The 24,106-nt window shown below is 72.6% G+C and carries 20 protein-coding genes; 12 read left to right on the forward strand and 8 right to left on the reverse strand.

Features of this window, described 5'->3' with window-relative positions:
* Positions 1–65 precede the first annotated feature (65 nt).
* The 4 genes from WMF34_RS05495 to WMF34_RS05510 all read left to right on the forward strand — a co-directional run bounded on the left by WMF34_RS05495 (position 66) and on the right by WMF34_RS05510 (position 4,657).
* A complete protein-coding gene (locus tag WMF34_RS05495) occupies positions 66–2,168 on the forward strand; it encodes a DUF4215 domain-containing protein (protein ID WP_437992634.1) in 2,103 nt (700 codons plus the stop codon).
* A gap of 179 nt (positions 2,169–2,347) precedes the next feature.
* On the forward strand, positions 2,348–3,100 hold the full coding sequence (locus WMF34_RS05500) for a ribonuclease HI (RefSeq protein ID WP_012233674.1): 753 nt from the start codon (positions 2,348–2,350) through the stop codon (positions 3,098–3,100).
* Positions 3,101–3,173: 73 nt separating this feature from the next.
* Complete coding sequence (locus tag WMF34_RS05505) at positions 3,174–4,190, forward strand: peptidylprolyl isomerase (protein ID WP_012233675.1); 1,017 nt, start codon at positions 3,174–3,176, stop codon at positions 4,188–4,190.
* Positions 4,191–4,213: 23 nt separating this feature from the next.
* Positions 4,214–4,657, forward strand: coding sequence for a YkgJ family cysteine cluster protein (locus WMF34_RS05510; protein WP_012233676.1), 444 nt, complete (start codon positions 4,214–4,216; stop codon positions 4,655–4,657).
* An 18-nt stretch (positions 4,658–4,675) separates the two neighbouring features.
* On the opposite strand, the gene WMF34_RS05515 is transcribed toward WMF34_RS05510, so the two are convergent.
* Both WMF34_RS05515 and gpmI read right to left on the reverse strand, forming a co-directional pair.
* Positions 4,676–6,157 (reverse strand): serine/threonine protein kinase, encoded by a 1,482-nt coding sequence (locus WMF34_RS05515; RefSeq protein WP_012233677.1) that lies wholly within the window; start codon positions 6,155–6,157, stop codon positions 4,676–4,678.
* A complete protein-coding gene (gene gpmI, locus WMF34_RS05520) occupies positions 6,158–7,789 on the reverse strand; it encodes a 2,3-bisphosphoglycerate-independent phosphoglycerate mutase (RefSeq protein WP_012233678.1) in 1,632 nt (543 codons plus the stop codon).
* A gap of 102 nt (positions 7,790–7,891) precedes the next feature.
* Here gpmI and WMF34_RS05525 point away from each other — a divergent pair, with 102 nt between their 5' ends.
* The 3 genes from WMF34_RS05525 (at position 7,892) to WMF34_RS05535 (ending at position 10,758) form a co-directional block, all read left to right on the forward strand.
* Positions 7,892–8,458 carry a Uma2 family endonuclease gene (locus WMF34_RS05525; RefSeq protein WP_012233679.1) on the forward strand — a complete coding sequence of 189 codons (567 nt, stop codon included), beginning with the start codon at positions 7,892–7,894 and terminating at the stop codon, positions 8,456–8,458.
* Positions 8,459–9,325: 867 nt separating this feature from the next.
* Positions 9,326–9,799 carry a hypothetical protein gene (locus tag WMF34_RS05530; protein WP_231864701.1) on the forward strand — a complete coding sequence of 158 codons (474 nt, stop codon included), beginning with the start codon at positions 9,326–9,328 and terminating at the stop codon, positions 9,797–9,799.
* The gene (locus tag WMF34_RS05535) at positions 9,796–10,758 is read left to right on the forward strand and encodes an HTTM domain-containing protein (protein ID WP_437992635.1); all 963 of its coding nucleotides are present in this window, start codon (positions 9,796–9,798) and stop codon (positions 10,756–10,758) included. The genes WMF34_RS05530 and WMF34_RS05535 overlap by 4 nt, the downstream gene beginning before the upstream one ends.
* Before the next feature lie 129 nt (positions 10,759–10,887).
* On the opposite strand, the gene WMF34_RS05540 is transcribed toward WMF34_RS05535, so the two are convergent.
* Positions 10,888–11,361, reverse strand: coding sequence for an N-acetyltransferase family protein (locus tag WMF34_RS05540; RefSeq protein WP_437992636.1), 474 nt, complete (start codon positions 11,359–11,361; stop codon positions 10,888–10,890).
* Positions 11,362–11,650: 289 nt separating this feature from the next.
* On the opposite strand from WMF34_RS05540, the gene WMF34_RS05545 reads away from it, so the two are divergent.
* Positions 11,651–12,826 (forward strand): hypothetical protein, encoded by a 1,176-nt coding sequence (locus tag WMF34_RS05545; RefSeq protein ID WP_012233683.1) that lies wholly within the window; start codon positions 11,651–11,653, stop codon positions 12,824–12,826.
* Positions 12,827–12,928: 102 nt separating this feature from the next.
* Here WMF34_RS05545 and mdh read toward each other — a convergent pair whose 3' ends face one another.
* Positions 12,929–13,870, reverse strand: coding sequence for a malate dehydrogenase (gene mdh / locus WMF34_RS05550; protein WP_012233684.1), 942 nt, complete (start codon positions 13,868–13,870; stop codon positions 12,929–12,931).
* Positions 13,871–13,998: 128 nt separating this feature from the next.
* On the opposite strand from mdh, the gene WMF34_RS05555 reads away from it, so the two are divergent.
* Positions 13,999–14,970 (forward strand): phosphoribosylaminoimidazolesuccinocarboxamide synthase, encoded by a 972-nt coding sequence (locus WMF34_RS05555; RefSeq protein WP_012233685.1) that lies wholly within the window; start codon positions 13,999–14,001, stop codon positions 14,968–14,970.
* A 27-nt stretch (positions 14,971–14,997) separates the two neighbouring features.
* Here WMF34_RS05555 and WMF34_RS05560 read toward each other — a convergent pair whose 3' ends face one another.
* Positions 14,998–15,918, reverse strand: coding sequence for a hypothetical protein (locus WMF34_RS05560; RefSeq protein ID WP_437992637.1), 921 nt, complete (start codon positions 15,916–15,918; stop codon positions 14,998–15,000).
* Between the two features lie 139 nt (positions 15,919–16,057).
* Positions 16,058–16,972, reverse strand: coding sequence for a hypothetical protein (locus tag WMF34_RS05565; protein ID WP_437992638.1), 915 nt, complete (start codon positions 16,970–16,972; stop codon positions 16,058–16,060).
* A 307-nt stretch (positions 16,973–17,279) separates the two neighbouring features.
* Here WMF34_RS05565 and WMF34_RS05570 point away from each other — a divergent pair, with 307 nt between their 5' ends.
* From WMF34_RS05570 to WMF34_RS05580, 3 genes are all read left to right on the forward strand, one after another.
* Complete coding sequence (locus WMF34_RS05570; protein WP_437992639.1) at positions 17,280–18,380, forward strand: hypothetical protein; 1,101 nt, start codon at positions 17,280–17,282, stop codon at positions 18,378–18,380.
* Positions 18,381–18,530: 150 nt separating this feature from the next.
* Positions 18,531–21,200, forward strand: a complete 2,670-nt coding sequence (locus tag WMF34_RS05575) for a HEAT repeat domain-containing protein (RefSeq protein WP_437992640.1) — start codon at positions 18,531–18,533, stop codon at positions 21,198–21,200.
* A gap of 86 nt (positions 21,201–21,286) precedes the next feature.
* On the forward strand, positions 21,287–22,351 hold the full coding sequence (locus WMF34_RS05580) for a HEAT repeat domain-containing protein (protein WP_437992641.1): 1,065 nt from the start codon (positions 21,287–21,289) through the stop codon (positions 22,349–22,351).
* Between the two features lie 43 nt (positions 22,352–22,394).
* On the opposite strand, the gene WMF34_RS05585 is transcribed toward WMF34_RS05580, so the two are convergent.
* A complete protein-coding gene (locus WMF34_RS05585) occupies positions 22,395–23,027 on the reverse strand; it encodes a hypothetical protein (protein ID WP_437994614.1) in 633 nt (210 codons plus the stop codon).
* Positions 23,027–24,100 carry an AAA family ATPase gene (locus tag WMF34_RS05590; protein WP_012233692.1) on the reverse strand — a complete coding sequence of 358 codons (1,074 nt, stop codon included), beginning with the start codon at positions 24,098–24,100 and terminating at the stop codon, positions 23,027–23,029. Before WMF34_RS05590 ends, WMF34_RS05585 begins: the two co-directional genes overlap by 1 nt.
* Positions 24,101–24,106 lie beyond the last annotated feature (6 nt).

Consider the following 24,106-nt stretch of genomic DNA (forward strand, 5'->3'; position numbering starts at 1 on the left):
TCCGTCAGGCTCGGATCGAGCCTTGAAGGGACGTCGCCGTTCCCGCCAGAAGCGGAGGAATCGAGGTGTCAGTGCGAGCGGACCTCTCCAGAAGCGCTCCGTTCACGAAGGTTCTGTCGCCGCTCGTCATCGCTGCTGCTTTGACCGCGGTCGACTGCGATCGTCCCCGGCAGGCGCCGGGGCCTGAGACCGGCGATGGCGGGAACGGCGGGAACGGCGGGAACGGCGGAGGCGGCGAGGGCGGCGGGGGCGGAGGGGACGGAGCGCCTTGCCTCACGGCCGCGGACTGCCCCGGGGTCGACGGCGCGTGTCGGCTGCGTACCTGCGAAGGCGGCCGGTGCGCCCTCGACGACGCGCCGCGGGGAAAGCCCGTGGGCGAGCAGGTCCTGGGCGACTGCAAGGCGCGCGTTTGCGATGGGCATGGCGCCGTGATCGAGCTCGACGACGACCAAGACGCCTTCTCCGACGGAGACCCGTGCTCGGCCGACGTGTGCGTCGCGGGGGCGCCGAAGAACCTCCCGGCGCCGGCGACCACGGAGTGCGGGGGACCCGACGCGACCGGAGCGCGCTACTGTGATGGGAACGGCGCTTGTGTCGAGTGCCTCGTCGCCGGCGACTGCCTGAGCAACATCTGCGTCGAGAACAGCTGTGTCGCGCCCGATTGCGGCGATGGCGCGATGAACGGCGCCGAGACCGGCGTCGACTGCGGCGGCTCGGATTGCGTGCCGTGCGCGGATCTCGAGGACTGCCTCACCGGCGCGGACTGCCGGAGCGGGATCTGCGCGGACGGCAGGTGCCGCGCGTCGTCGTGCACCGACGGCGCGACGAACGGGGCGGAGACCGACGTCGACTGCGGCGGACCGGCGTGCTCGCCTTGCGCCACCGGCAAGGCGTGCGCCGCGGACGGCGACTGCCTGGGCGGCCGCTGTTCAGGGACGACGTGCCTCGCGTCGTGCACCGACATCGCCCGGAACGGGGCGGAGACCGATATCGATTGCGGCGGCCCCGCGTGCGTCGGGTGCGCCGCCGGGATGCGCTGCGCCGTCGGGCGCGATTGCCTGAGCCACGTGTGCAGCGCGGCTGGCGCCTGCGCCGCGCCGGTCTGCGGCGACGGCGTGGTCAACGCCGCCGCCGAGGCGTGTGATGACGGCAATACGAGCAATACGGACGCGTGCCTGACCACGTGCGTCGCCGCCTCGTGCGGGGACGGGTTCGTCCGCGCCGGCGTCGAGGCGTGCGACGACGGAAACGCGAGCAACACCGACGCCTGCCCGACGAGCTGCGCGCGCGCGGTGTGCGGGGACGGGTTCGTCCGCGCCGGCGTCGAGGCGTGTGACGACGGGAACCGGAGCGCGGGCGACGGGTGCAGCCCAGGGTGCCTCCTCGACGGCTGCGGCGACGGCGTGATCCAGGCCGGCGAGGAGTGCGACGACGGCGACGCCGACAGCGCCGACGGCTGTCCTATCTCCTGTCGCCTCGCGAGGTGCGGCGACGGCTTCGTGCGGGACGGCGTCGAGGGCTGCGACGACGCCAACACGTCGAGCGGCGACGGCTGCAGCGCGGGCTGCGTCGTGGAAGCGCGGTACACCTGCCGGGGCACGCCGAGCGTGTGCACGTACTCGAAGGAGCGCAACTGCGGCGACGCGGCGGACGATGACCTCGACGGCGAGACGGACTGCGCCGACCCGGACTGCGCGCTCGGCTGCGAAGCTGCCGACGGCGCGTGCTCGCCCGGGCAGGTGCTGTGGGTGCAGTCGTCCACGGACATCCCCAAGGCCGTCACGGATCGCGCCGTCGCTGCCAGCGTCCTCCCTGTCGTCTCGAGGGGCGCGATCCGGCGCGTGACGCTCGAGCTCGACATCGCGCATTCGTTCGACGGAGATCTCGATATCTCGCTGACCTCTCCGGCTGGCGCGACGGTCGATGTGTCGAGCGACAACGGCGGCTCCGGCGACAACTACCGGAGGACCGTCTTCGACATGGGCTGCGCGACCGCTGTCACGGGAGCGATGGCGCCGTTCCGCGGCTGCTTCCGCCCGGAGTCGTCGTTCGCGGCCTTCCTCTCGGGGCCGGCGAACGGCACGTGGACGCTCCGGGTCGGGGACGACGCCGGGTCCGACTCCGGTACGCTGACCGCGTGGTCGCTCGCGCTCTGCATCGACCCGTGATCGCAGGGCGGCGCGGCCGCGCGCGAGCCGCCAGCCACGCTGTCCGCCGCGCGCGCCGCGAGGGCTGCAGCCATGGTAGGCGCGGGCAGGCGCGGCCGCGCCCGGCCGGCGCGATCGGCCGGGCCCGCCTGGCGTGGTCTCCCGTACCGGCGGCCTTCGATCCATGCCAGGGTGCGCTCGTGCCCTGGGTCCGCGCATCGCTTCGAGGTCAAACCGTCTATGCTCGCGCCGACGCCGCCGGCGCCCTGGTCGCGGAGGAGGGCGGCGGCGTCGAGATCCGCTACAAGCCGCACGACGGCCGCAGGTACAAGGCGCGCGCCGACAACCTGACCGTGGTCGACCCGAAGGTGTTGCCCGACGACACCTGTGGGCCTGCGGAGGCGGTCGTGAAGGCGCGCGCCGGCGAGCAGCCCGAGGGGGGCGCGGCCGCCCCGGCGCCGGCCGGGCGCGCGCAGCGCAAGGCGCCGGCGCGGGGGGAGTCCGGCGCGGCGCCCGTCCCGGAAGGGGCTGTCATCGTCTACGCGGACGGCGCGTGCTCGGGGAACCCGGGGCCCGCGGGGCTCGGCGTGGTGATCATCGACGGCGGCCGGCGGATCGAGCGCAGCGAGTTCCTCGGCACCGCGACCAACAACATCGCCGAGCTGACGGCCATCCTCCGCTCGCTCGAGGAGGTGGACGAGCCGGGGCGGCCCATCGTCATCCACACGGACAGCCAGTACTCGATCGGCGTGCTCCAGAAGGGGTGGAAGGCGAAGGCGAACACCGAGCTCATCGCCTCGCTGCGCGGCGCGCTCGCCGCGCGGCCGCGCGCGCGCCTCGTGTACGTGCCGGGGCACGCCGGCGTGCTGCTCAACGAGCGCGCCGACGCGCTCGCGCGCGAGGCCGTCCGCGAGCGCGCCTCCCGTCGGACGGTGTACCCCGGCTCCGGCTGAGCCCGGGGCAACCCGGCCCGCGCGGGGCCGGAAACGCGTGGAACCGCCTGGGGCCCAGTGGTAGAGGCGCGCGATGCGTGTTCCGCTCCGCCTCGCCCTCGCCGGGCTCGTCGCCGCCGCCGCCTTCGCCTCGCCGCTCGCCCACGCGGTCGTGAGCGAGCGGATCGTCGCCGTCGTCGGCGATCGCGCCATCCTGCTCTCGGATCTGCGGCAGCGGGCTCGCCCCTTCCTGCTGCAGATCCAGGCCAGGGTCCCGCCGGGCGCGCAGCAGGCGGCGGCCGAGTCGCAGGTCTTCCGCGATCTCCTCCAGAAGATGGTGGACGAGGAGCTCGAGGGCCAGGCCGCCGAGAAGGCCAATGTCCGCGTGACCTCCGAGGAGATCGAGAACGCCTTCCGGAACATCGCGGCCGCGGAGCAGATGACGGTCGAGGAGCTGTTCCGGACGGCGCGGGCGAGCTCGGGGCTCACCGAGCAGGAGTACCGCGACGAGATCCGCCGGCAGATCCTCGAGGGCAAGATGCTGCAGCTCCGGGTGAAGGGCCGCGTGCGCATCACCGAGCAGGACGTGCGGTCCGCCTTCGATCGGCTGGTGCGCGAGGAGCGCCGGCGGCGCGACTACCACCCGGCGTGGATCGTCCTGCGCGTCCTGCCCGGCTCGAGCGCCGAGGCGGTCGAGGAGCGCCGCGCGCTCGCCGCGGCGCTCGCGGAGCGCGCGCGCGGCGGGGAGGATTTCGCGGCGCTCGCGCGGCAGTTCTCGGACGACACGGCGACCCGCGAGGAGGGCGGCGACCTCGGGGTCCGCGCGCCGCAGGGGACGCAGGCCGCGGTGACCGGCCAGCGCCAGGTGATGGCCCCGGAGCTCGAGGCCGCGCTGATGGCGATCGAGCCGGGCGGCGTGGCCGGGCCGATGCGCGCGGGCGACGCGTTCGTGATCATGAAGCTCCTGAGCCGCCAGCCGTCCCGCTTCACGACGCTCGAGGCGGCTCGCCCGGAGGTCCTCCAGCGGCTGCAGGCGGAGATCATGACGAAGGCCAAGCAGAAGTGGCTCGACGACCTGAAGCGCGGGACGCACGTGGAGGTCCGGCTCTGACGCGCAAGGGGGAGCGGGGCGCGGTGGGCGTGGCGCGGGGGGGCAGCGCGAGCGGCGGGGGAGATGCGGTCGTCCCCGAGTGCACCGCGTGCGGCACCTGCTGCTTCTCGGCCCTGCCGGAGTACGTCCGGGTCTTCGGCTGCGACCACGATCGCATGGACGATCGCGCGCGGGGGCTCACGCACTTCATCGGCAACCGCTGCTACATGCGCATCGAGGACGGCCGCTGCGCCGCGCTCACGCTGGACGCGGAGCACGGCCGCTTCCTGTGCTCGATCTACGAGGTGCGGCCCGACTGCTGCCGCGCGCTCGAGCGCGGCAGCGGCGCGTGCCTCGGCGAGCTTCACGAGAAGCGGGAGCGGCCGCTCCTCGCGCTCGAGGCGCTCCGCCGCCGCGCGGGCGGCGCGAGCGGCGAGGGAGACGCGGGGGGCGCAAACGGCGCGGGGACGGCGGGCGGCGCCGTGTAGGCGCGGCCGGCGTCGCCGTCAGGGCGACGCGTCCCTGTCCGGAACCGGCGGCGCGCCCGCGTCGATCGCGCTGCGATCGATCCGCATGCTCACGTCGAGCGTGACCGTCTGCCCCTCGGAGACGGTGATCGTGCGCTTCTCCTCGGGCGCGTTCGGGTGCCGGAACGTGACGTAGTGCCGTCCGGCCTGGAGCGGGATCGCCCGCGCCATCGGCGTCACGTCGATGAGCTCCCCATCGATGACGACCTCCGCCCACGGCCTGGCGAGGACCTTCAGGTAGCCGCGCTCCTCCGAGCGCGCGCCGGGCTGCCTGGCCTCCGCGCTGGGCGGCTCCGCGGCGTCGTGCTGGCGGAGGCTGAGCTCGATGAGCGCGCCGCCCGCGACGACCAGCGCGAAGATGCCGACGAGCCGCCCCACGTCGGGCGCGAGCGACGGCGCGCTGCGCTGCGCGACCGCGGGGCGCGCGGAGGGCGCCTGCGCGGGCGGCAGCTCGTCGCCGCCGAGCTTGGCCGCCGCGAGGGCCCTCGCGATGAGCGCGCGCGGCTGCGGGTGGCCGCGCTCCGCGAGCTCCTCGGCCAGGGCGTCCGCGACGGCGCGGCCGCTCTCGTAGCGCTGCTCCGGCTCTTTCTCGAGGCACCGGAGCACCACGCGCTCCAGGCCGCGCGACACGTCGGGCACGAGCCCTCGCAGCGGCTGCGGCGGCGCGTTGCGGATCCGGTGGGCGACGGCCCTGCCCTCGACCCACCGGTCCTCGTCGCGCTCGCGCGGCGCGCCGGGCGCGCCCGACGCGCGGTTCGACGTGTGGTTCGACGTGTGGTTCGACGTACGATTGGCGTCCTCCGGCCCCGCCTTCGGCTCGTCGAACGGGCGCACGCCGGTGAGCATCTCGAACAGCACCACGCCGAGCGTGAACACGTCCGCCTGAGGCCCGGGCTCCGCCCCGAGGATCTGCTCCGGCGCCATGTAGTCGGGCCGCGCGAACGTGTCGCTGCCCTCGAACGGCTCTGGCAGTGAGGGTTGCCGGCCGTCGGACGCCGCCGCGAACTCCAGGATCTTCACCCCGCCCGCGGGCGTGACGATGACGCGCTCGGGGCGCAGCTCGCGGTGCACGACGCCCCGCTCGTGCGCGTGCCCGAGGCCGCGCGCGATCTCCAGCGCGATGGCCGCCGCGGCGCCCTCGTCGAGGCGGCCAGCGCGCGCACACAGGGCCGCGAGCGTCGGCCCCGAGAGCGGCTCCAGCACGAGCCATATCCGGTCCTCGTCGCGCTGGAAGTCGTGGATGTCGATGATGTTGGGGTGCCGGATGCGCGCGAGGATCTTCGCCTCGCGCTCGAGGCCGGCCGCGAACGCGCTCGCGGCCGACACCGTGGGCTTGAGCGTCTTGATCAGCGCCGCACGGCCGAGCCCCGCGTGCTCGGCCCGGTACGTCACGGTGAGCGCCCGCGACGAGACGGCCTCGCGCAGGATGTACGGGCCGAGCTGCCTCTGGTCGGCGTCCACTTACCGCTGTCGGACGCGGAGCGTGCGCCCCGTCATCGCCGCAGGCTGCGGGAGGCCGAGGATCTCGAGCATCGTCGGCGCCACGTCGCAGATGCGGCCGCCGGACCGGAGCACGATGCCGGGGTCGTTCTTGTTCAGGTAGTAGAGCGGCACCGGGTTGAGCGTGTGGGCGGTGTGCGGGTTGCCGTGCTCGTCCTTCATCTGCTCGCAGTTGCCGTGGTCCGCGGTGATGATCAGCGCGCCGCCTGCCTCGCGCACGGCGTCCCCGATGGCGCCGAGCCCCTTGTCGACCGCCTCGTTGGCATGGATGGCGGCCTCGAGGATGCCGGTGTGCCCGACCATGTCCGGGTTCGCGAAGTTCACCAGGATGAAGTCGTACTTGCCGCTCTTGATCGCGGCCACGACCTCGTTCGCGACGCCCGCCGCGCTCATCTCCGGCTTCTTGTCGTAGGTGGCGACGTCGCGCGGCGAGGGCACGAGCTTCCTGTCCTCGCCCGGGAACGTCTCCTCGCGGCCGCCGTTGAAGAAGTACGTGACGTGCGCGTACTTCTCGGTCTCCGCGCACCGGAGCTGCGTGAGCCCGGCGCGGGAGATCACCTCGGGGAACGACTCGGTCACCTCGTCCTTGGGGAACGCGACCGGCAGCTTCAACGCCGCGTCGTACTCCGTCATGCCGCTGTAACAGTGCTCCTGGAAGGCGAAGACCGGCTTGCCCCGGTCCGAGAGGAGCTCCAGCACCTCGGCGGGCAGGTTCCGCCGCGTGAGCATCGCCGAGATCTCGCGCATCCGGTCGGGCCTGAAGTTGACGGCGAGGCCGACCTCTTCTCCCTGCCACTCCCAGCGGGGCTCCTGCGAGGCGAAGTCGGCCACGAAGTCGCCCTTGATGCCGTTATAGTCGCCGATGCGGACGGGCTCGACGAACTCGTCCGTCTTCCCGGCCGCGTACGACTGCTGGATCGCGTCGAACGCCGTGTCGGCCCGCGGCGCGTCGCCGCGCACGATCGCGGTGTAGGCCTTCATGACGCGGTCCCAGCGCTTGTCGCGGTCCATGGCGTAGTACCGGCCCGAGATGGTGCCGATGACGCCGACGCCCTGGAGCGCCTCCTCGATCTTCTCGACGTAGCCCCACGCGCTCTTCGGCGGCGTGTCGCGGCCGTCGAGGAACGCGTGCAGGACGAGGGGCACCTCGTGGAACTTCGCGAGCTTGATCAGCGCGAGGAAGTGGTCGAGCGACGAGTGGACGCCGCCGTCGGAGACGAGCCCGAAGAGGTGCACCCGGCACTTGCGGTCCTGCGCGATCCGGAACGTCCGGTCGATGATCTCGTTCGAACCGAGCTTGTTCTCGGCGATCGCGACGTCGATGCGCGAGATGTCCATCAGCGCGATCCTCCCCGCGCCGAAGTTCAGGTGGCCGACCTCGCTGTTGCCCATCTGCCCCACCGGGAGCCCGACGTCCGGGCCGCTCGTCCCGATCAGCGTCTTCTCCGAGTCGCGCTTGATCGCGTCGAGGTTCGGCATCGCGGCGAGGGCGATCGCGTTCTGCTCCTTTTCTTCGCGCTCGCCGAATCCATCGAGGATGCAGAGGACGAGCGGACGGGGGCGTTGCGTGGGGGAGGGAGCTGCTTCGCTCATGGCGGCGGAATCTACAACGAACCCGCGGCGATCGGAGGGGGGCTGCTCACGGATTTTCGCCGGGCGAGCCGCCGCACGCGGCGTGCATGCTAACATCCGACCATGTCTGACTGCGCCCGTCGCGCCACGTACCAGGATGTGCTTGACACGCCGCCGAACCAGGTAGCGGAGGTCCTGAACGGCGTCCTCCACGCGACGCCGCGGCCCTCCGTGTCCTCCCGCAATGTGACGTCGGTGCTCGCGGGCGAGCTGTACCTGCCATTTCGTCGGGGCATCAAGGGGCCTGGCCGGTGGGCGCTGCTGGTCGAGCCCGAGCTGCACCTCGGCACCGATCCGGACATCGTGATCCCTGACATCGCCGCGTGGCGCCGCGACCGGATGCCGCAGATCCCGATGCGGAACGCGGCGATCTTCCTCGCGCCCGACTGGGTGTGCGAGGTGATCTCGCCGTCCACCGAGGCGCTCGATCGCCGCGACAAGATGGAGATCTACGCGCGCGAGCTCGTGGCGCACTACTGGCTGATCGACCCGCGGCTCCGGCTCCTGGAGGTCTACCGCATCGACGGCGGGCGGTTCGCGCGCGTGGGGACGTGGGAGGGTGACGTCACCGTGCGCGCGGCGCCGTTCGACGCCGTGGAGATCGAGCTCGGCGTTCTTTGGCAGGAATAGCGCAGGAATAGCGCAGGAATAGCGGAGGAATAGCGCACGAATAGCGCAGGATCCGCCGTCGCCGGTCGGCGTCGAGCCGCGCGCCGGGCGAGGTGCGTGAGCTCCGCTTTATCGTGATTGTCACCCCGGGATCGGGAAAACGACGACCGTCCGCCGGATGCAGCCGGGGCGTGCGGCTTGCATGGTGTCGAGGACACACTGCCATGCTCTGCGCTCGTCATGAGCAGCGGTCACACGGGGGGTGAACATGAAGCGCATCAACATCATCGGCCTGCTGGCCGCGCCGCTCGCATGCCTCGGGGCAGCGCAGCTCGCCTCGGCCGCACCCACGACGCCCGTCGAGGAGCTCGTCCTCATCGCGGAGACACGAGCTCCCGTCGCCGCGGATGCGGCCGGCGCTCGTCCTGCACGCCAGCGGCCCTGGTACGGTCACTGGTACCCGTCCTGGTATGGTCATTGGTACAGGCCCTGGCATGGGTACTGGCACGGTCATTGGCATGGTCATTGGCACGGTCATTGGCACGGTCATTGGCACGGTCATGGTCATTGGTATGGTCACTGGCACGGTCATTGGCATGGTCTCTGGTACGGGCACTGGCGGTGACATGACCGGCGGCCTTCCGACGGGAGGCCTCGCCCCCTTGGCCGGCGGACACCCGAGGGAGGGCAGGACGAATCGCTGAGGGCGCCGGCGCCGCGGCAGGAGAGCGGGACGCGCGGCCCTCGCCCCGTCTCGCTCGTGTCCGTCAGGTTCGCGGGCGCTCGCAGGCGGGCACACCCGGAGGGAGCTGCATGGAGGGAAAGCGGAACTGCCGGAGTCACGCCGCAGCCCTGGTCGCCGTCGTGGGCCATCTAGGCCTCGTCGTCATGGGGGCTCTCCAGATCCATCCTGAGGGAGACGGCTGGCTTGCGCGGGCGCTCGCGGTTTACGGCGCGCTCTCCGGGGCCGAGAGCGGCTATGCCTTCTTCGCGGACGGCATCACCCCGCTGCCCAGGGCCAGCTTTCACGTCTCGGATGCCGGCGGTGCGACCCTCACCGACGCCCTCGAGTCGGGCGCCAGCCGCGAGACGGAGATCCGGATATTGAACCTCATCACGCCTTTCTTGAGCGTGGAGGACCCGACGATCCAGCGCTCGATCGCTGCCTCGTGGGCGGGCAAGGTGCTGGCGAGACACCCCGCGGCCGAGAGCATCCTCGTCCGACTGGAGACGTGTGATCTGCCGTCGATGCGGGAGTACCGGGAGGGGAAGCGGTCCAGCTGGAACCTGCAGTACGAGGCGAAGTTCATGATCCGCTCGAAGCTCCGGGCCGCCCGAGAGGCGAGCGGGGGTGCGCGGTGAAGGAGCCCTCGATCGGCCTCCGCGGGGCGGCGGCAGGCGGCGAGCCCGCGCGCGTCCTCCGCGCGATCGAGCGCTTCGCGCTGGCGCCGGCCTCGGCGGCGCCGCTCGCGGCCCTCCGCATCGGGCTCGCGGCCGTGCTCTTGCTTCAAGCGGCGCTCGTCGCGCCCGCGCTCTTCGAGCTCTACGGCCGGTCCGGGATCCTCCAGGGGCCTCTGCGCGACGTGTTCGCGAGGACCGATCTGCCACGCATCGGCTGGGCGGTGGAGCTCCTCGCCCCGCTCGGGATCGGGGAGGATCCGGTCATCCTGGGCACGGGGGTGATCTACGTGGTTGCCCTCGCCGCGCTCCTGGTCGGTTGGTGCACCAGGGCCGCGGCCTTCCTGGCGTGGCTCACCCACCTGATGCTGGTGACGACGGCGAGCTCCACCGCCTATGGCGCGGACAGCTTCGCCAGCATCTTTCTCTTCTATCTCCTCTGGATGCCCTCGGAGGCCGCGTTCTCCATGGATCGCCGGCTCGGGCGCGCGCGGGGAGGGCCCACGCCGGCAGCCCGGCTCGGGTTGCGCGTTGTGCAGCTGCACCTCTCGTTCGCTTACCTCGTCAGCGGGCTGGGAAAGGCAGCGGGCGAGCCGTGGTGGGACGGCGAGGCGATCTGGCGTTCGGTCATGTTGCCCGAATACAGGCAGTTCGACCTCTCGTGGCTCGCCGGCGCCCCCTGGCTCGCGGCGGTCGCCGGGTGGACGGTGCTGCTCGTGGAGATCGGCTATGGCTTCCTCATCTGGCCGCGCCGCACGCGGCTGCCATGGGTCGTCGCCACCGTGGCGCTGCACGCCGGGATCGCCTTGTTCATGGGGCTCCTCGTGTTCGGCGCCCTCATGGCGGTGCTCACCATCGCCGCGTTCGCGGTGCCGAGCGAGCCCTCCGGGCCGGCGGCTCCGGCTGGCGCGGCGCCGGGGTGATCCTCGCGTCCCCCCTTCTGGCGAACGGCGCTCCCGGATAAGCTGTCGCAGGTCCAATCATGTCGAGCGGCCGCCGAGGCGGCGCCCCCCGCGCCGTGGCGATCCCGCTGGCCGCGCTGCCGCTCGTGCCTACAGCTTGAGCTTCATCCCCTCGTGGCTCGCCACGAAGCCGAGCCGCTCGTAGAAGCGGTGCGCGCGCAGCCGCGCCTTGTTCGAGGTGAGCTGAACCCGGAAACACCCCCGCCGCCGCGCCTCGTCGATGGCCCATCGCATCATCGCCTCGCCGATCCCGCGGCCCCGCAGGCTCGGGTCCACGATGACGTTCTCGATCTGCGCCACCCTTGCTCCGCGGTTCGCCACGTACTGGATGATGGTCAGGTGGAACGCGCCGGCGACGCGCCCCTCGACCTCCGCGACGAGCAGCGCGTTGTTCGGATCTTCCGCGATGGCGGCGAGCGCCTCGCGGTAGCGCAGATCGAGCGGCGGGCCGGGGTGGTCCGTCTTCGCGTTTCCCTCGTCCGGGATCGAGAAGAGATGGACGATCGCCGGCAGGTCTGCCTCGGCGGCGCGGCGGATGGCGGGTACGAGCTGCGGCTGGCTCATGCACGCATCCTGCCACAACCCATGGCGGTCTCGCACGGAATCACGGAATCACGGAATCACGACAGGAGAAGGGCAGGGGAGCAGAGGGGCAGAGAAACAGACGATCAGAAAAATAGAGATGCCGAGAAGCAGCGGCGCAGGGAGCAGGAAGCGTGAATGAAAAGAACCGCGGGATTTCTTCCTTTTCAGGCCCGTGCGATTCGCCTTCATGCCAGAGTGTGATCTAGACACAAGCGATCAAGCCGTGCAGAGTCGACGCACCATCATGTCGACCCGGAGGACCGTGTAGATGCGCGTAGTCAACACAGCCGACATCCTCGCGATCGAGTCTCTCAAGGCGGATGAGCGCACCCTGCTGGGGCTGTTCAAGGAACTCCGGAAACATTCGGAGCTCTCGGCTTACCTGCCCGAAGTCTGCCACCTGTCCTTGAGATGGGTACGCCTCCTCGAACGTCAGCCGCTCAGGCCTCGTGCGCTCCTCGGCAAAGGCATGATCGTCGTCACCGAGGGCTCGGGCGAGGTCATCGGGGACTCGCCCTGCCGCGTCCAGGCGGGAGACGTCGTGATGGTCCCTCCCGGCGGGCTGCAGGGGCTCGTGGGCGGCGCGCCGGGCGGGCTCTCCGCGATATCCATCCATCTCGAGGAGCTCGACGAAAGCGAGCCTCGCTGGGACACGCCGTGTCTGTGCGCGGCGCTCGGGCGGGAGGACGGCGCGGACGAGGCGTCCCCGGATCGCGCCGTGTCCCCCGTGGATCTGCTCGTCGAGGAGAACGAGGTCCACGCGCGGGAGTTCGCGGGCAGCCCCTTGATGCAGCTCATCCGGTCCGAGCGCGCCCTCCGGGACGACGTGAAGCGGCGGATGCTCGGCGCGCTCCAGATCTGGTCGAACGCGTTCCAGAAGGTCCTGTGCGCCAGGGTCGTCTTCGAGTCGCACCCCGGGGCGATCGCGATCGCCGAGCGCCACCTCGCCGACGAGGTCGGGCACAACCGGAGGCTCTCCAGGATGCACGACCCGCGGAGCTCGCCGTCCTGGGACCGCGGCATCGCCGCAGCGTCGTCCTGGTTCATCGAGCGGATGGGCTCGGCGTCCACCGAGGAGCGGACGGTCCTCGTCCACTTCGTCATCGAGCGCTGCGCCGACGTCCTCCTCACGGCGGCCCAGCAGATCTTCCCCGACTCGGACTACTTCGCGACGCACGCCGAGGTGGACGCCGAGCACTTCAAGCTCGGGTACAGCCTCCTGAAGGGCTTCCCCGGCCTGGACCTCGGCCCGCTGCGGGGCGCGCTCACCGAGGGCTGGCAGATGATGAACCTGATCTGCCAGCGCATCAGCGACATCGCTGCGGGGGACGGCGACGCGGCCGCCGAGATGCCGGCGGGCGGCGCGAGCCCCGGCGAGCTCGCCCGCGATCCTCGGCGCGAGCTGACGGCCGTGCTGGATGGCCTCTGCGGCGGTGTGATGTGAGCCGCTGAAGCGCCAAGGGAGAGGGAGAGCCCCTCGCTCTCTCCCTCCCGCTCCTGGCGCGCGTTCTTCGCGCTCTTCGTGACGCGCGTCGCGCGCCCGGCGCTAGCTCGAGGCCTTCACCACGTCGGTGATGCCCTGCACGCTCTTCGCGCTCTTCGCGAGCATCTCCTTCTCTTCTGCGGTCAGCGGCAGCTCGACGATCTTCTCGATGCCCTTGCCGCCGAGGATGACCGGCACGCCCATGAAGATGTCCTTGTAGCCGTACTCGCCGTCCAGGTAGGCCGCGACGGGGAGCAGCCGCTTCTGGTCGAGCAGGTAGCTCTCGGCCATCGCGACGGCGCTCGAGGCGGGCGCGTAGTAGGCGCTCGTCCCCATGAGCTGGACGATCTCGCCGCCGCCCTTGCGGGTCCTCGCGATGAGCGCGTCGAGCTTCTCCTTGCTGATGAGCTCGGTCGCGCGCACGCCGTTGATCGTGCACGCCGACGGGATGGGCACCATGTCATCGCCGTGGCCGCCGAGGACCATCGCGCGCACGTCCTTCACGGACACGTTCGCCTCGCGCGCCAGGAACAGCTGGAAGCGCGCGCTGTCGAGCACGCCCGCCATGCCGAGCACGCGCTCGCGCGGGAAGCCGGTGCGGCGCTTGAACTCGTAGACCATCGCGTCGATCGGGTTCGAGATGACGATCACGAGCGCGTTCGGGCAGTGCTCCTTCGCGCCGTCCGCCACGCTGCGGATGATCGGCAGGTTCGTCGCGACCAGGTCGTCACGGCTCTGGCCCGGCTTGCGCGGGATGCCGGCCGTGACGATGAGGACGTCGGCCCCTGCACAGTCCGCCCAGCTCGAGGTGCCCTTGATCGAGGCGTCGTAGCCCAGCACGGCGCCGTTCTGCTCGAGGTCGAGCGCCTTGCCTTTCGCGAAGTCCGTCTTCTGGGGGATGTCGAACAGCACGACGTCCCCGAGCTCCTTGCGCGCGATGAGGGCCGCGAGCTCCCCGCCGATGTTGCCGGCGCCGATGAGGGCGATCTTTCTTCGGTTTGCCATGGGCGGCCCTATTACCACCCCCCCGGCCGGAGACCAACGGGGCTCCAGGGCGGGCGCGGGGGAGGGAACTCGGCCGGCGCCTTCGAAACCTGTCGACTCGGCCCGCGAGCCCGGGTAAGCCGCGCCCCATGGTCACCGAGGACGATCTGCGCACCGCGCTCGGCAGGGTGCTCGAACGCACCTCGCTCGCGGGCCCCTTCGCCCGCTACGAGGGCAAGGTGCGGGACTGCTACACGACGCCGGACGGCCGCCGCCTGCTCGTCGTCACCGACCGCATCAGCGCCTTCGATCGCGTGCTCGGCACGCTGCCGCTGAAGGGCCAGGTGCTGAACCGGCTGTCCGCCTTCTGGTTCGAGCGCACGCGGAGCGTCGCCCCGAACCACATGATCTCCCAGCCCGACCCGAACGTCCTCGAGGCGATCGAGTGTGTGCCCCTGCCGGTCGAGATGGTGGTGCGCGCCTACGTGACGGGCGTGACCTCGACCAGCATCTGGACGCACTACGCGCGCGGCGAGCGCGTGTTCTGCGGCCACCGGCTCCCCGAGGGCCTCCGCAAGAACGAGCGCCTGCCGCGGCCCATCCTGACGCCGAGCACCAAGGCGCCGAAGGGCGGGCACGACCTCTCCGCCTCGCGCGAGGAGATCCTCGCCCTCGGCACGATCGACGCGCGCGACTTCGACGCCGCCGCCGAGATGGCCCTCGCGCTCTTCGACCACGGCGCCCGCGCGTGCGCGGAGCAGGGGCTCATCCTCGTCGACACCAAGTACGAGTTCGGCAAGGACCGGGACGGGAACATCGTCGTCATCGACGAGATCCACACCCCCGACTCGTCCCGCTTCTGGTTCGCCTCGTCCTATGGCGAGCGCTTCGCGGCCGGCGAGGACCCGGAGTCGTTCGACAAGGAGTACGTGCGCCGCTGGCTCGCCGCGCGCGGCTTCCAGGGCGACGGGCCGATCCCCTCGATCCCAGACGAGGTCCGGATCGAGGCGTCCCGCCGCTACATCGAGGCGTTCGAGCGGATCACCGGGGCGGCGTTCGTCCCCGACCTCGAGGACCCGGCGGTGCGCATCCCGCGCAACCTGGGGGCGTTCGCGCCGTAGCCCTCGCCCCGGCGCGGGGCCGGCGGCTCAGGCCTCGGGCGCGACGAGCTTCTTCGCCCAGAGGATGGCGTCCTTGCGGGCGCGGCCGACGACGAGGTGTCGCGCCAGCACGGCCGAGCGGCGGAAGCCGTTCGCGAGGAGGGCGGCGCACAGCTCCTGGTCGTCCGCGGGGGCGAAGGTGAACGTGCTCACGGCCTTCTCCTCGACGAGGCGCTCGCAGAGCGCGCCGATGGCCGCCGTCGTGGCGAGCCGCTCCGCCTCATGGCGCGGCGGGCACAGGATCTCCAGGAACGAGTTGCCGAAGCACGACTGCATCTCCCACGCGGCGTGCAGCGTGAAGCCGCCCCGCGCGGACAGGACGTAGCCCGTCCGCACCGCGTCGCGCCCGAACGGCTCGAAGCCCGTCAGCGCCCGCCCCGCCCGCTGCGCGGCCGCGACCGCGCGCCGCAGCTCGACGCCGCTCGCGGGCGCGATCTTGATCGCGGGCAGCGGCCGCCCCTCGGCCTCCCGGAGCAGCCGCCTCGCGCGGGCGATCGTGCGCTCCGCGAGCAGGACCGCCGGAGAGGCCGCGACGTCGTCGGCCTCGCCGCCCTCCTCTCCGTCGCGGCTCGCGCGCAGCCGTGACGTCATCTCGGACACGACCGCCCCGAGGATCCAGGCGTCGCTGCGCTTGTAAAAGCCGGGGATCGACCCCTCCCGCGTGAACCCGAGGCGGGTCCACGTCGGCACCTCGTCGCGCTCGACCAGCGTGAAGATCTTCTCGACCCCCTCGCGCTTGGCGGTCGACAGGACGAAGCTCCGCTTGGACGGCGTAGGTCCCGCGCGGAAGTCGACGATACGGAGCGTCCGGTGCCGTCGATTGACCAGGAGACAGAGCGAGACGGAGTCGTTCCGGAACAGGAGCTCGTCGACACCGCTGCTCGCCGAAGACAAGTTTGTCGCTGCCATACCCCCTCGCGCTCGGCGCAGACGTGACGCCTCGGATCAGATGTTCATTGCAGAATTGCAAATTGCAGATCTGCAACGCCCCGTAGCAGCCGAGGCCCACAGCGTCAACGATGTCGGCGGGATCGCTGTGAGGAGGGGCTCAGGGGGTCGCGGCGAGCCGGCTCGCGTCGGTCGCCTTGACCCCGAGGGCCACGAGCGCCTCCTGGAGCCGGGAGCGCTGGAGGGAGATGCGGGTCGGCATCCCTCCGGAGATCTTGAACGTCTCGAGGAAGTTCACCCCGCTGTCGAACCGGGCGGCGAAGGTGATGCTGTCGTTGTCGACGACGACGGAGATGGGCGCGCGCTCCTGCCCGATGAGGAGGAGCAGTGTCTTGTCGTAGGCCCCGCCCCGCTGGGAGGCGTCGACGAGGACGAGGCCCGGCTCGACGCGCTCGTAGCGGAGCGCGATCCGGCGCGTCTCGGCTTCCATGGCGGCGAGCTCGGCGCCGGCCTGGTCGATGGGAGTCCAGAGCGACGGGTCGGAGAGGCCTGACGCGAGGTGCCGGACGATGAGGCCGAAGAGAGCCTGATCGCGGGGGCGGGCGCGGAGCGCGCGGTCCATGCGGGTGGCGGCCGGGCCCGGGACGCCGATGCGGGTGTCGATGGCGCGGGCGTCGTCGTCGCAGCCGGGGTAGGGCTCGACGCCGCCGCGCATCCACTTCGCGCCGCTGGCGAGGCCGTCGAAGTCGACGTGGCAAACGAGGGTGTCGACGCGCCCGGCGCGGGCGACGAGCTCCGGCGTGATCATCTCGGGGCAGGCGCCGTGCTCGGCCTTGGTCGACAGGACGAAGCGGGGGTCGCCGGCGAAGCGCGCGTGGTGGGCGCTGTCGTGGTGATCGACCCAGGCGGCGAGCCGCGGCCCGAGGTCCTGGATGAAGGGGAGCGTGACCGTCTCGAAGCTCTTGCCCCCCGCCTCCGAGGCGAAGGCGATGTCGAGAACGGCGACGTTGCCGCGCAGATCGCGGGCGCGGGGGAGCTTGCGGGGCGAGGCGAAGGCGAGATCGAATCCGTGCATGGCGTGGCTTCCCGGGGAGGTAGGTACCGTCCAGCCGGGCGACCCGGCGCGTGCCGCGGCGGGCGCCCTGCTCCATACACCCGAAACGGTGGAAGCGCTGCGGCGGAGGACCTTTCTCGGGCGAGGCCTGAATGATCCGCTAGGATGATCCGACCAACGGCAGGGGCGGCTCGGCGTACCGGGCGGCCCCGCAGTGAGTGCGCCGCCGCGCAGAGCAGGCCGGCGGTTCCAGGGAGACTCGACGGGTGGGGACCGCGCTCGGGCTCGCCACGCGAGCGGGGCTGCCGTCCTGTGTCGGAGGAAGTGGATGAGAAGCGACGTTCTGGGACTCGGTCTTCTGGCTCTTGGGGGGGTGCTCTGCGCGGGGCTCCCGGGCACGCCGGCCGTCTCCGAGGCGAAGGCAGAGCCCGCCCAGGTGGTGGTGTCGGCCGCGCAGGTGACGGGGGCGGCTGCGCAGGTGACTGCGACGGTCGGCCAGGCGGTGTCGGGGCCGGCGTGCAAGCTGAAGGGGACGGCGCCGGTGCCCAAGGGCGCCCGGCTGCATGACGCGCCGAGCGGCGGCAGGACGGTCGCGAGCTTCACCGGCGCGCTGGTCCCGATGACGCTGAGCGCGATCCCGGCGGATCCGGCGGCGGGCCGCGCGCGGCTGAGCACGTCGGACAGCTCGCCTGCGCTGCGGATCGACGGCTACATCGCGCCCTCGGACGTCGCGGTGTTCACGACGCGCGACATCCCGGTCATCGCCGGGCACGTGTGGATCTCGAGCGCGCAGAAGGTGAAGCTCGTCGCGGCCACGGGCGACTCGCTGCGCGCGGAGCTCTCGATCTCCGGGTCCGAGAGGCAGACAGCGAAGGCCTCGGCCCCCTGCGACGCCTTCGCGCTGCAGCGCGGCGTCCCCACGAAGATGGAGATCCCCGGCAGCGCCCGCGGGTACCTGATGAAGACGTCGACGATCGAGCTCTTCGATCGACCGGACGGCGACGTGATCTTCACGCTGCGGATGCTGGAGGGGACGGCCCAGCTCTTCTGGAGCACCGAGGCGAAGTCCGGCTTCGTCCACCTGATGTCGCGGGGCGACCTCACGATCGACGCCTGGGCGCGCCTCAAGGATCTCGAGCCGCTGAAGAAGGGCGAGATGATGGACCAGTACATCCCGCCGACGACCGCGGTGGCCGGCGCGCAGCTGGCGCTCGACAAGGCGCCGCCGATCGTGAAGGCGACGAGGGCGATCCCGGTCCGCGCGCGGCGCGACGAGAAGGAGAAGCCGATCGGCGAGATCGAGGCCGGCGCGGAGATCTACCTGCTCGAGACGGTGGCGGGCTGGACCAACGTGCTCCCGAAGGCGCTCGGGATGACGCCGCCGGACGAGGGCGGCTTCTGGATCCCCGCCACGGAGACGCCGAAGTAGCGAGGGCGGGCGGGCCCGCCGTGCGCGGCGGGCCCGCCCGGACGACGCGCCGCAGCGCCGGTCCGGGTGGGAGCGGCGCTGTGCTCGAGGCGCCAACTCGCGATCAACTCTCGAGCGGTTTCGCCGCGCCGGGCGACTAGGATGGCGCGCATGTCCAGATCGCCGTTTCGTTTCCGGCGGCCTCGCCTTGGCGCCGCGGCCGGGGTGATCGCTGCCTCCGCGGCCGTCGGTGGCAGCGCCGCCGCGCAGGCCGCGCCCGTGGTGCTCCCTCACGCCGCGGGCCAGCAGGCGCTCGCTGTCCGCATCGATCCGGGCGGGGTCACTGCCCGCGCCTGTCCAGCTGCGGCGGCGTGCGCGCCCGACGGCGGCAAGGTCCTCGCCGTGCCGTCCGAGGTGGCGCCGCTGCTCGGCGGTGCGCGCGTCGTGCCGGTCACCCTGGCGGACGGCAAGCGCCTCGCCAAGATAGAGGCGCCGGCCGGGGGAAAGCCGGCGGGCGCCGGCGCGCCGGAAGGCGCGGGCGGCAGCTGGGTGATGCTGCTCGCGGCGCCGCTCGCGGGGAAGGGGACGGAGCCGCTCGTGCTCTGGAGCGGCTGGACCGGCGTCGCGACCGGGGAGCACGGCGAGGGGCGGAGCGACGCCGTGGTCGTGGAGCCGCTCGGCGGCAGCGGAAGCCGTGTGCTCGTCGGGCAGCTGCGAGACGACGTGACCCTCTGCGGGCGGCCGGCGCTGGTCGGCGCGAGCGAGGTCGATCCCCGGACCATGACGCTCCTGAAGGGGGCCAGCTTCCAGAACCTCTCGGCGGAGGAGCGGCGCGCCGCGGGCAAGGTGGTCGCCGAGCGCCGTGACGCCGACGCGGCGGCGGCTGCGTTCCGGCTGCTGCGCCCGACCGCCGCGTCGAGCGCGGTCGGCAAGCGCTTCGCGGAGATCGCCGACGGCGATCCGAAGACCGCGTGGTCCGAGGGCAAGGCGGGCGCGGGCCGGGGCGAGTTCGTGTCGTTCTCGTCGGCGGACGAGGTCGGGATCACGGGCCTGGGTCTGCGCATCAAGCCGCCCGACGGCGTCGAGGGCGGCGCCGCGCCGCGCACGCTCTTCGTGGCGACGCCCGACCGGCTCTTCCAGGTGAGCCTGCCCGAGGACGCATGGCTCAAGGAGTCCGCCGGCTACGAGGTGAAGCTCCCCGAGGAGATCAAGGCCTCGTGCATCGCCGTCGTGCTCGACGACGCGTACGCGCCGGCGGGGGCCGGGGGCCGCGGCGCGCCCGCGGCGCCGGAGGTGCGGGTCACGATCGCCGAGGTCACGGCGCGCACGGCGTTCGACGGGCAGGGCCCGGCGGCGCTCGTGGGCGCGCTCGCGGGCGGCGGCGAGCGATCCAGGGCGGCGGCGGCGCTGCTCGCGCGCGGCGGGCCGGACGCGGTCGAGGCGGCGATCGCCGGCTACGACAGGCTCGACCCCGCGGGCAGGCAGCTCGCACGGGGCGTGATCGACACGGCGTCCTGCGCGGTGCAGATCCCGTTCCTCACCGCGCGGCTGGCGTCCGGCGCGGCCTCGGCGGCGCAGCTCGCGCCCGGCGCGGCATCCGCGGGGCGCGCGTCCGGGTTGGCATCGGCCGCGCCGGGGCGCGCCGCTCGCGCCGCGCCGCCCGAGCCCAATCCGGAGCTCCACCACGCGCGCGATCGCATCCGCCGTTGCGGGCGCGCGGCCGCGCCGGCGCTCGCGGAGATCGTGAAGTCGGGCGCGGCCGCGGCCAGGGTGGCGGCGGCCCGGGAGCTCGCGCTCGTCGCGCCGGCCGAGGCGATCCCGGCGCTGCTCGACGCCCTCGCCGGGGCGCGCGGCGCGGCGCGGAGGGAGCTCCGGGCCGCGCTCGCGCTGGCGGCGCGGAGCGAGCGGGCCGCTTCCGTGGTCGAGGAAGAGGTGCAGATCGAGCGGCTCCGCGCCCGGCCGGAGGACGCGCAGCTCGATCTGCTGCGCGCGCTCGGGCCGGCGCTCGGGCGGGTGAAGGGCGGCGGGGCGGCGTTCCAGGCGCTCGCTTCGGCGGGTGGCGCGCCCTTCGAGCGGCGTTACCTGCTGCAAGCGCCGGCCGCGGCGCTCGCGCGCGCGGGCGAGGCGCCGGCGGAGGCGTACCTCCGGGCGTCGCTCCGGAAGGACGGGGACGCGCACGTGCGCCTCCGCGCGGCCGAGGTCGCGGCGGACGTGCCGTCGCTCGCACAGGACCTGCTCGCGGCGGCCTCCGATCCGGACGCGCGCGTGCGCGAGGCGGCGATCGTGGCGCTCGCGCGCGCGGCCGCTGCCGGCGCGAAGCTGCCCGCCGGCGCGGCCGACGCGCTCGCGGCGCGGCTCACCTCGGACCCGTGGACGTTCATCCGGGGCGGCGCTGCGGTCGCGATCGGCGCGATGCCGGCGACGTCGGCGGGCGACCGGGCGCTCGTCGGGGCGCTCGCCGACGGCTCGCCCGAGGTGCGCCGGCACGCGCTCGACGGCCTCGGCGCGCACCGCGCGACCGCGCACATCGAGGCCGTGCGCGACCGGGCGGAGGACAAGGAGGAGGACGTCGAGGTGCGCGCGCGGGCGATCCTCGCGCTCGGGGCGATGTGCGACGCGAGCTCGGTCGACCTGTGGACGCGGCTCGCGCTCCGGGCGAAGGCGCCGATCGGCGAGCACGATCAGCGGCTCGGCTCGGCGGCGCTCGCGGCGCTCGGGTCGGTGCACCCGGCGGATCTGCCCGCGCGCCTCAAGCCGCTCCTCGACAAGGACACGCCGCACGGCCTGCGCGAGGCGGCGAGGGCCGCGCTCTCCGCGGCGCCGCAGTGCCGCCGCCGCTGACTGAGAATTGAAGGCCGGCCGGGGGGCGGCAGGCCGCCAGCGATGCCCCTCGCTCTCCGCTCTCCTTCGGTTGGCCAACGAAACGCATGCTCAACCTTCACAAGCTGGTTCGGGACGCGCTTCTGGACGACGCCACGCACTCCCCGACCCTGCGGGCGTGCCTCGAGCGGGACGGGGCGCGCGCCTTTCGCTACTTCGACCGGATCCTGCGCAGTCGTGAAGCCTACGCCAGGGTCGGTCTCAACCTCACCGAATTCTCTTCGCTGCTCCCTCTCGATATCTCCAGTCTGTCCACCCCGCTCCTGGTTTGTCTCGCCATGCAGCGCGACGGCCACCTGCGCCAGCGCGCCGTCTCCGCGCTCGCCGTCCGCGTGGAAGCCATCTCGCTGGCTGGCGTCGCAAACCGGATCGTCGACCCCGTGCCCCAGGTCGCTGAACAGGCGCGCGATGCCTGGGCCTCGCTGCTGGCGTATTCGAGCGTCCAGCACCTGGTTTGGTGCCTCCCGCTCATCGACATGGTCATCAAGACGCCACGGGGCGCGCGCTCCAGTGTTCTGCAAGACGTCGATGGCTTCATGTCCCGCTTCCCGGACATGGCCGTCGCCGAGCTCGATCTCGCGACCCGCTCGCCAGACCAATACTTGCGCCTGAGCGCGTTCACTCACCTCGCTCGCTTGTTCCCGAGCGAGCTCACCCCGCGCCTCGCTCAAGCCCTCGAGGACGCGAGCCCTCCCGTCCGACGATGGGCAGGACAGACCGCGCTCTCCGTCGTTCCACAACATGAGCTGGAACCTCTTCTTCGGCTGATCGCAGACAATCGCAGCCCGTCGCTCCGACTCCTGGCGTTGCGTGAGTATCGTCGGCGCGCGGACGCCGACCGCATCGAGGCCGCATGCCTCGACGGCAACGCCAATGTGCGCTTCTACGCTCGGCGCTACCTCCGCAAGCTCCACAGGAGCGTCGACCACCGCGACCGCGCGCTCTCGATTCTGACGAGCTCCGCCGGCCAGACCGCGCAGCTCATCGGCGCCCTCGCGGTACTGTCAGAGTTCGGACGCGAACAGGATCGACCGCTCATCGAGACGTTCGTGAAGGACAAACGCGCAAGGGTCGCCGCCGAAGCAGCGCGCACGCTTCGACTTCTGGGATAACCCCCTTCCGACCATGGCTGTTCCCTCGTGAGGGCGCCAGCGCTCACCTCACGACGCGCCCTGCCCGCCGCGGCAGCACCGCGCGCGCGCGCGCGAGCCACTCGACGAGCGACGTGGCGTCCGGGGGGACCGCGTCGAGGTCGGCGTCCTCCGCCACGCGCACCATGGCGGCGCCGTCGCCCGGCATCATGCCCTTCGCAGCGAGCATCGCCTGCGCCCTGAGGGGCGACAGCTCCTCGGTCGCCTTCTCGCCGAGCAGCGCGAGGATCCAGCCGCCGAGCGCCGGCGCTGCCACGCCGCCGATCACGTCGGGCGGCGAGGACAGGGCCGACGAGACGCGCCGGATGCCCTCCGCGATCGCCTCGCGGCGCGCCGGATCGCGGTCGATGTCGCGGGCGAACGCGAGGATCTCGCACCCCGCCTCCTGCGCGTCGAGCGCCGCGCCCAGCACGTGGTGCGTGTCCTCGTGGGCCGCGCCGCGCGCCTGGTACTTCCGGATGCTCTTCCACTCGCGGGCGCCGCCGACGACCCATCCGCTCGGCTGGACGCGGGAGAGCAGCGTGAAGAGCACGCCAGGGTGCTTGTCCGACTGGTAGGCGGGCGCCCCGGCGCGGCTGCCCAGCTCGCTCTCGCCCTCGCCGACAAGGAAGACCCGGATCCGCTCGGGCGCCTTCATCACGGCCGCGGCCCTCCGCCGAGGAGCGGCGCCTCGTCACCGCCGTTGGCGTAGCTCAGCCAGAGCTCCCCCAGCGCGTACACCCTGGACCGATCCTCGAAGCCCGGCGTGTCCAGGATGCGCGTGGCCCTCATCCCCCGCTCGCCCGCGCGGGTGATGACCGTGACCTCCTCCGGCTGCAGCTCGTTCACCACGAGCGGGCTGTGCGTCGCGAGGAGGACCTGGGTCTTCTCGGAGACGAGGCGCAGCGCGCGCATCACGTCGGCGATGCGCGCCGGGTGCAGCCCGTGCTCGGGCTCCTCGACGAGGAGCAGGGGCGTCGGATCGAGGTGCGGCAGCGCCGCGAAGGCGAGGTAGTAGAGCATGCCCTCGCTCATCAGCGACGCCGGCACGACGGCGCCGCCCTCGAGCTTCACGCCGATGGCCTTCGTCGTGGAGCTCGGGTTGGCGAGGTGGAGGCTCTTCACGCTGGGGAACAGGCGGGTGAGCTCCTCGTTCAGATCGACGTACGCCGACAGGTCGCGGCTGATGACGGCGTCGTAGACGGCCGGCAGGCCCGTGCCGCGCTCGTCGGCGAAGCAGAGCGGGTGCCCGTCGGGGATGAGCGGGTGCGGGGCCCTCAGCGCGTCGGGATCGAGGCGGAGCATCTGGGCCCCGCGCAGCGCCTGGACGATGTCCAGCGCAGGGCGCTCCGGGCTGGGCGCGCCGCCCGCGTCGTCCCCATCGGCGTCGTCGAGCAGGGAAGGGGGCTCCAGATCCCTGGGGAACGACATGGACCGGACTCGCCCCCCGGCGTCGAGCTCCACGCGCCACGTCGTGCTCGCCGCCGACACCTCGAACACGGCGCCGTCCGGGGCCTTGCTCGTGGGGCCGGCGCGCCCGAGCGTGTCCAGCGACGGCGCCCCGAGCGCCCGCTCGAGGACGGAGGAGAGGGTGCGGAGCGCCCGCAGCACCGTGCTCTTGCCGCTGTCGTTGGGCCCGATGAGCGCATGCAGCGGCGTCAGCTCCAGGATCGCGTCCTGGACGCAGCCGTAGCCCTGGATGCGGAGCTGCTCGACGTAGGGTCGGTCCATCGAGAT

The organism is Sorangium sp. So ce145 (genome assembly GCF_051525985.1).
Taxonomy (GTDB): domain Bacteria; phylum Myxococcota_A; class Polyangia; order Polyangiales; family Polyangiaceae; genus Sorangium; species Sorangium cellulosum_B.

What these genes read in the sequence shown, in the direction of transcription:
- WMF34_RS05505 (WP_012233675.1), top strand. Translation starts at nt 3,174, where the DNA reads ATGCGTGTTCCGCTCCGCCTCGCCCTCGCCGGGCTCGTCGCCGCCGCC.
- gpmI (WP_012233678.1), bottom strand. Translation starts at nt 7,789, where the DNA reads ATGAGCGAAGCAGCTCCCTCCCCCACGCAACGCCCCCGTCCGCTCGTC.
- WMF34_RS05525 (WP_012233679.1), top strand. Translation starts at nt 7,892, where the DNA reads ATGTCTGACTGCGCCCGTCGCGCCACGTACCAGGATGTGCTTGACACG.
- WMF34_RS05530 (WP_231864701.1), top strand. Translation starts at nt 9,326, where the DNA reads ATGGGGGCTCTCCAGATCCATCCTGAGGGAGACGGCTGGCTTGCGCGG.
- WMF34_RS05540 (WP_437992636.1), bottom strand. Translation starts at nt 11,361, where the DNA reads ATGAGCCAGCCGCAGCTCGTACCCGCCATCCGCCGCGCCGCCGAGGCA.
- WMF34_RS05545 (WP_012233683.1), top strand. Translation starts at nt 11,651, where the DNA reads ATGCGCGTAGTCAACACAGCCGACATCCTCGCGATCGAGTCTCTCAAG.
- mdh (WP_012233684.1), bottom strand. Translation starts at nt 13,870, where the DNA reads ATGGCAAACCGAAGAAAGATCGCCCTCATCGGCGCCGGCAACATCGGC.
- WMF34_RS05555 (WP_012233685.1), top strand. Translation starts at nt 13,999, where the DNA reads ATGGTCACCGAGGACGATCTGCGCACCGCGCTCGGCAGGGTGCTCGAA.
- WMF34_RS05560 (WP_437992637.1), bottom strand. Translation starts at nt 15,918, where the DNA reads ATGGCAGCGACAAACTTGTCTTCGGCGAGCAGCGGTGTCGACGAGCTC.
- WMF34_RS05565 (WP_437992638.1), bottom strand. Translation starts at nt 16,972, where the DNA reads ATGCACGGATTCGATCTCGCCTTCGCCTCGCCCCGCAAGCTCCCCCGC.
- WMF34_RS05570 (WP_437992639.1), top strand. Translation starts at nt 17,280, where the DNA reads ATGAGAAGCGACGTTCTGGGACTCGGTCTTCTGGCTCTTGGGGGGGTG.
- WMF34_RS05575 (WP_437992640.1), top strand. Translation starts at nt 18,531, where the DNA reads ATGTCCAGATCGCCGTTTCGTTTCCGGCGGCCTCGCCTTGGCGCCGCG.
- WMF34_RS05580 (WP_437992641.1), top strand. Translation starts at nt 21,287, where the DNA reads ATGCTCAACCTTCACAAGCTGGTTCGGGACGCGCTTCTGGACGACGCC.
- WMF34_RS05585 (WP_437994614.1), bottom strand. Translation starts at nt 23,027, where the DNA reads ATGAAGGCGCCCGAGCGGATCCGGGTCTTCCTTGTCGGCGAGGGCGAG.
- WMF34_RS05590 (WP_012233692.1), bottom strand. Translation starts at nt 24,100, where the DNA reads ATGGACCGACCCTACGTCGAGCAGCTCCGCATCCAGGGCTACGGCTGC.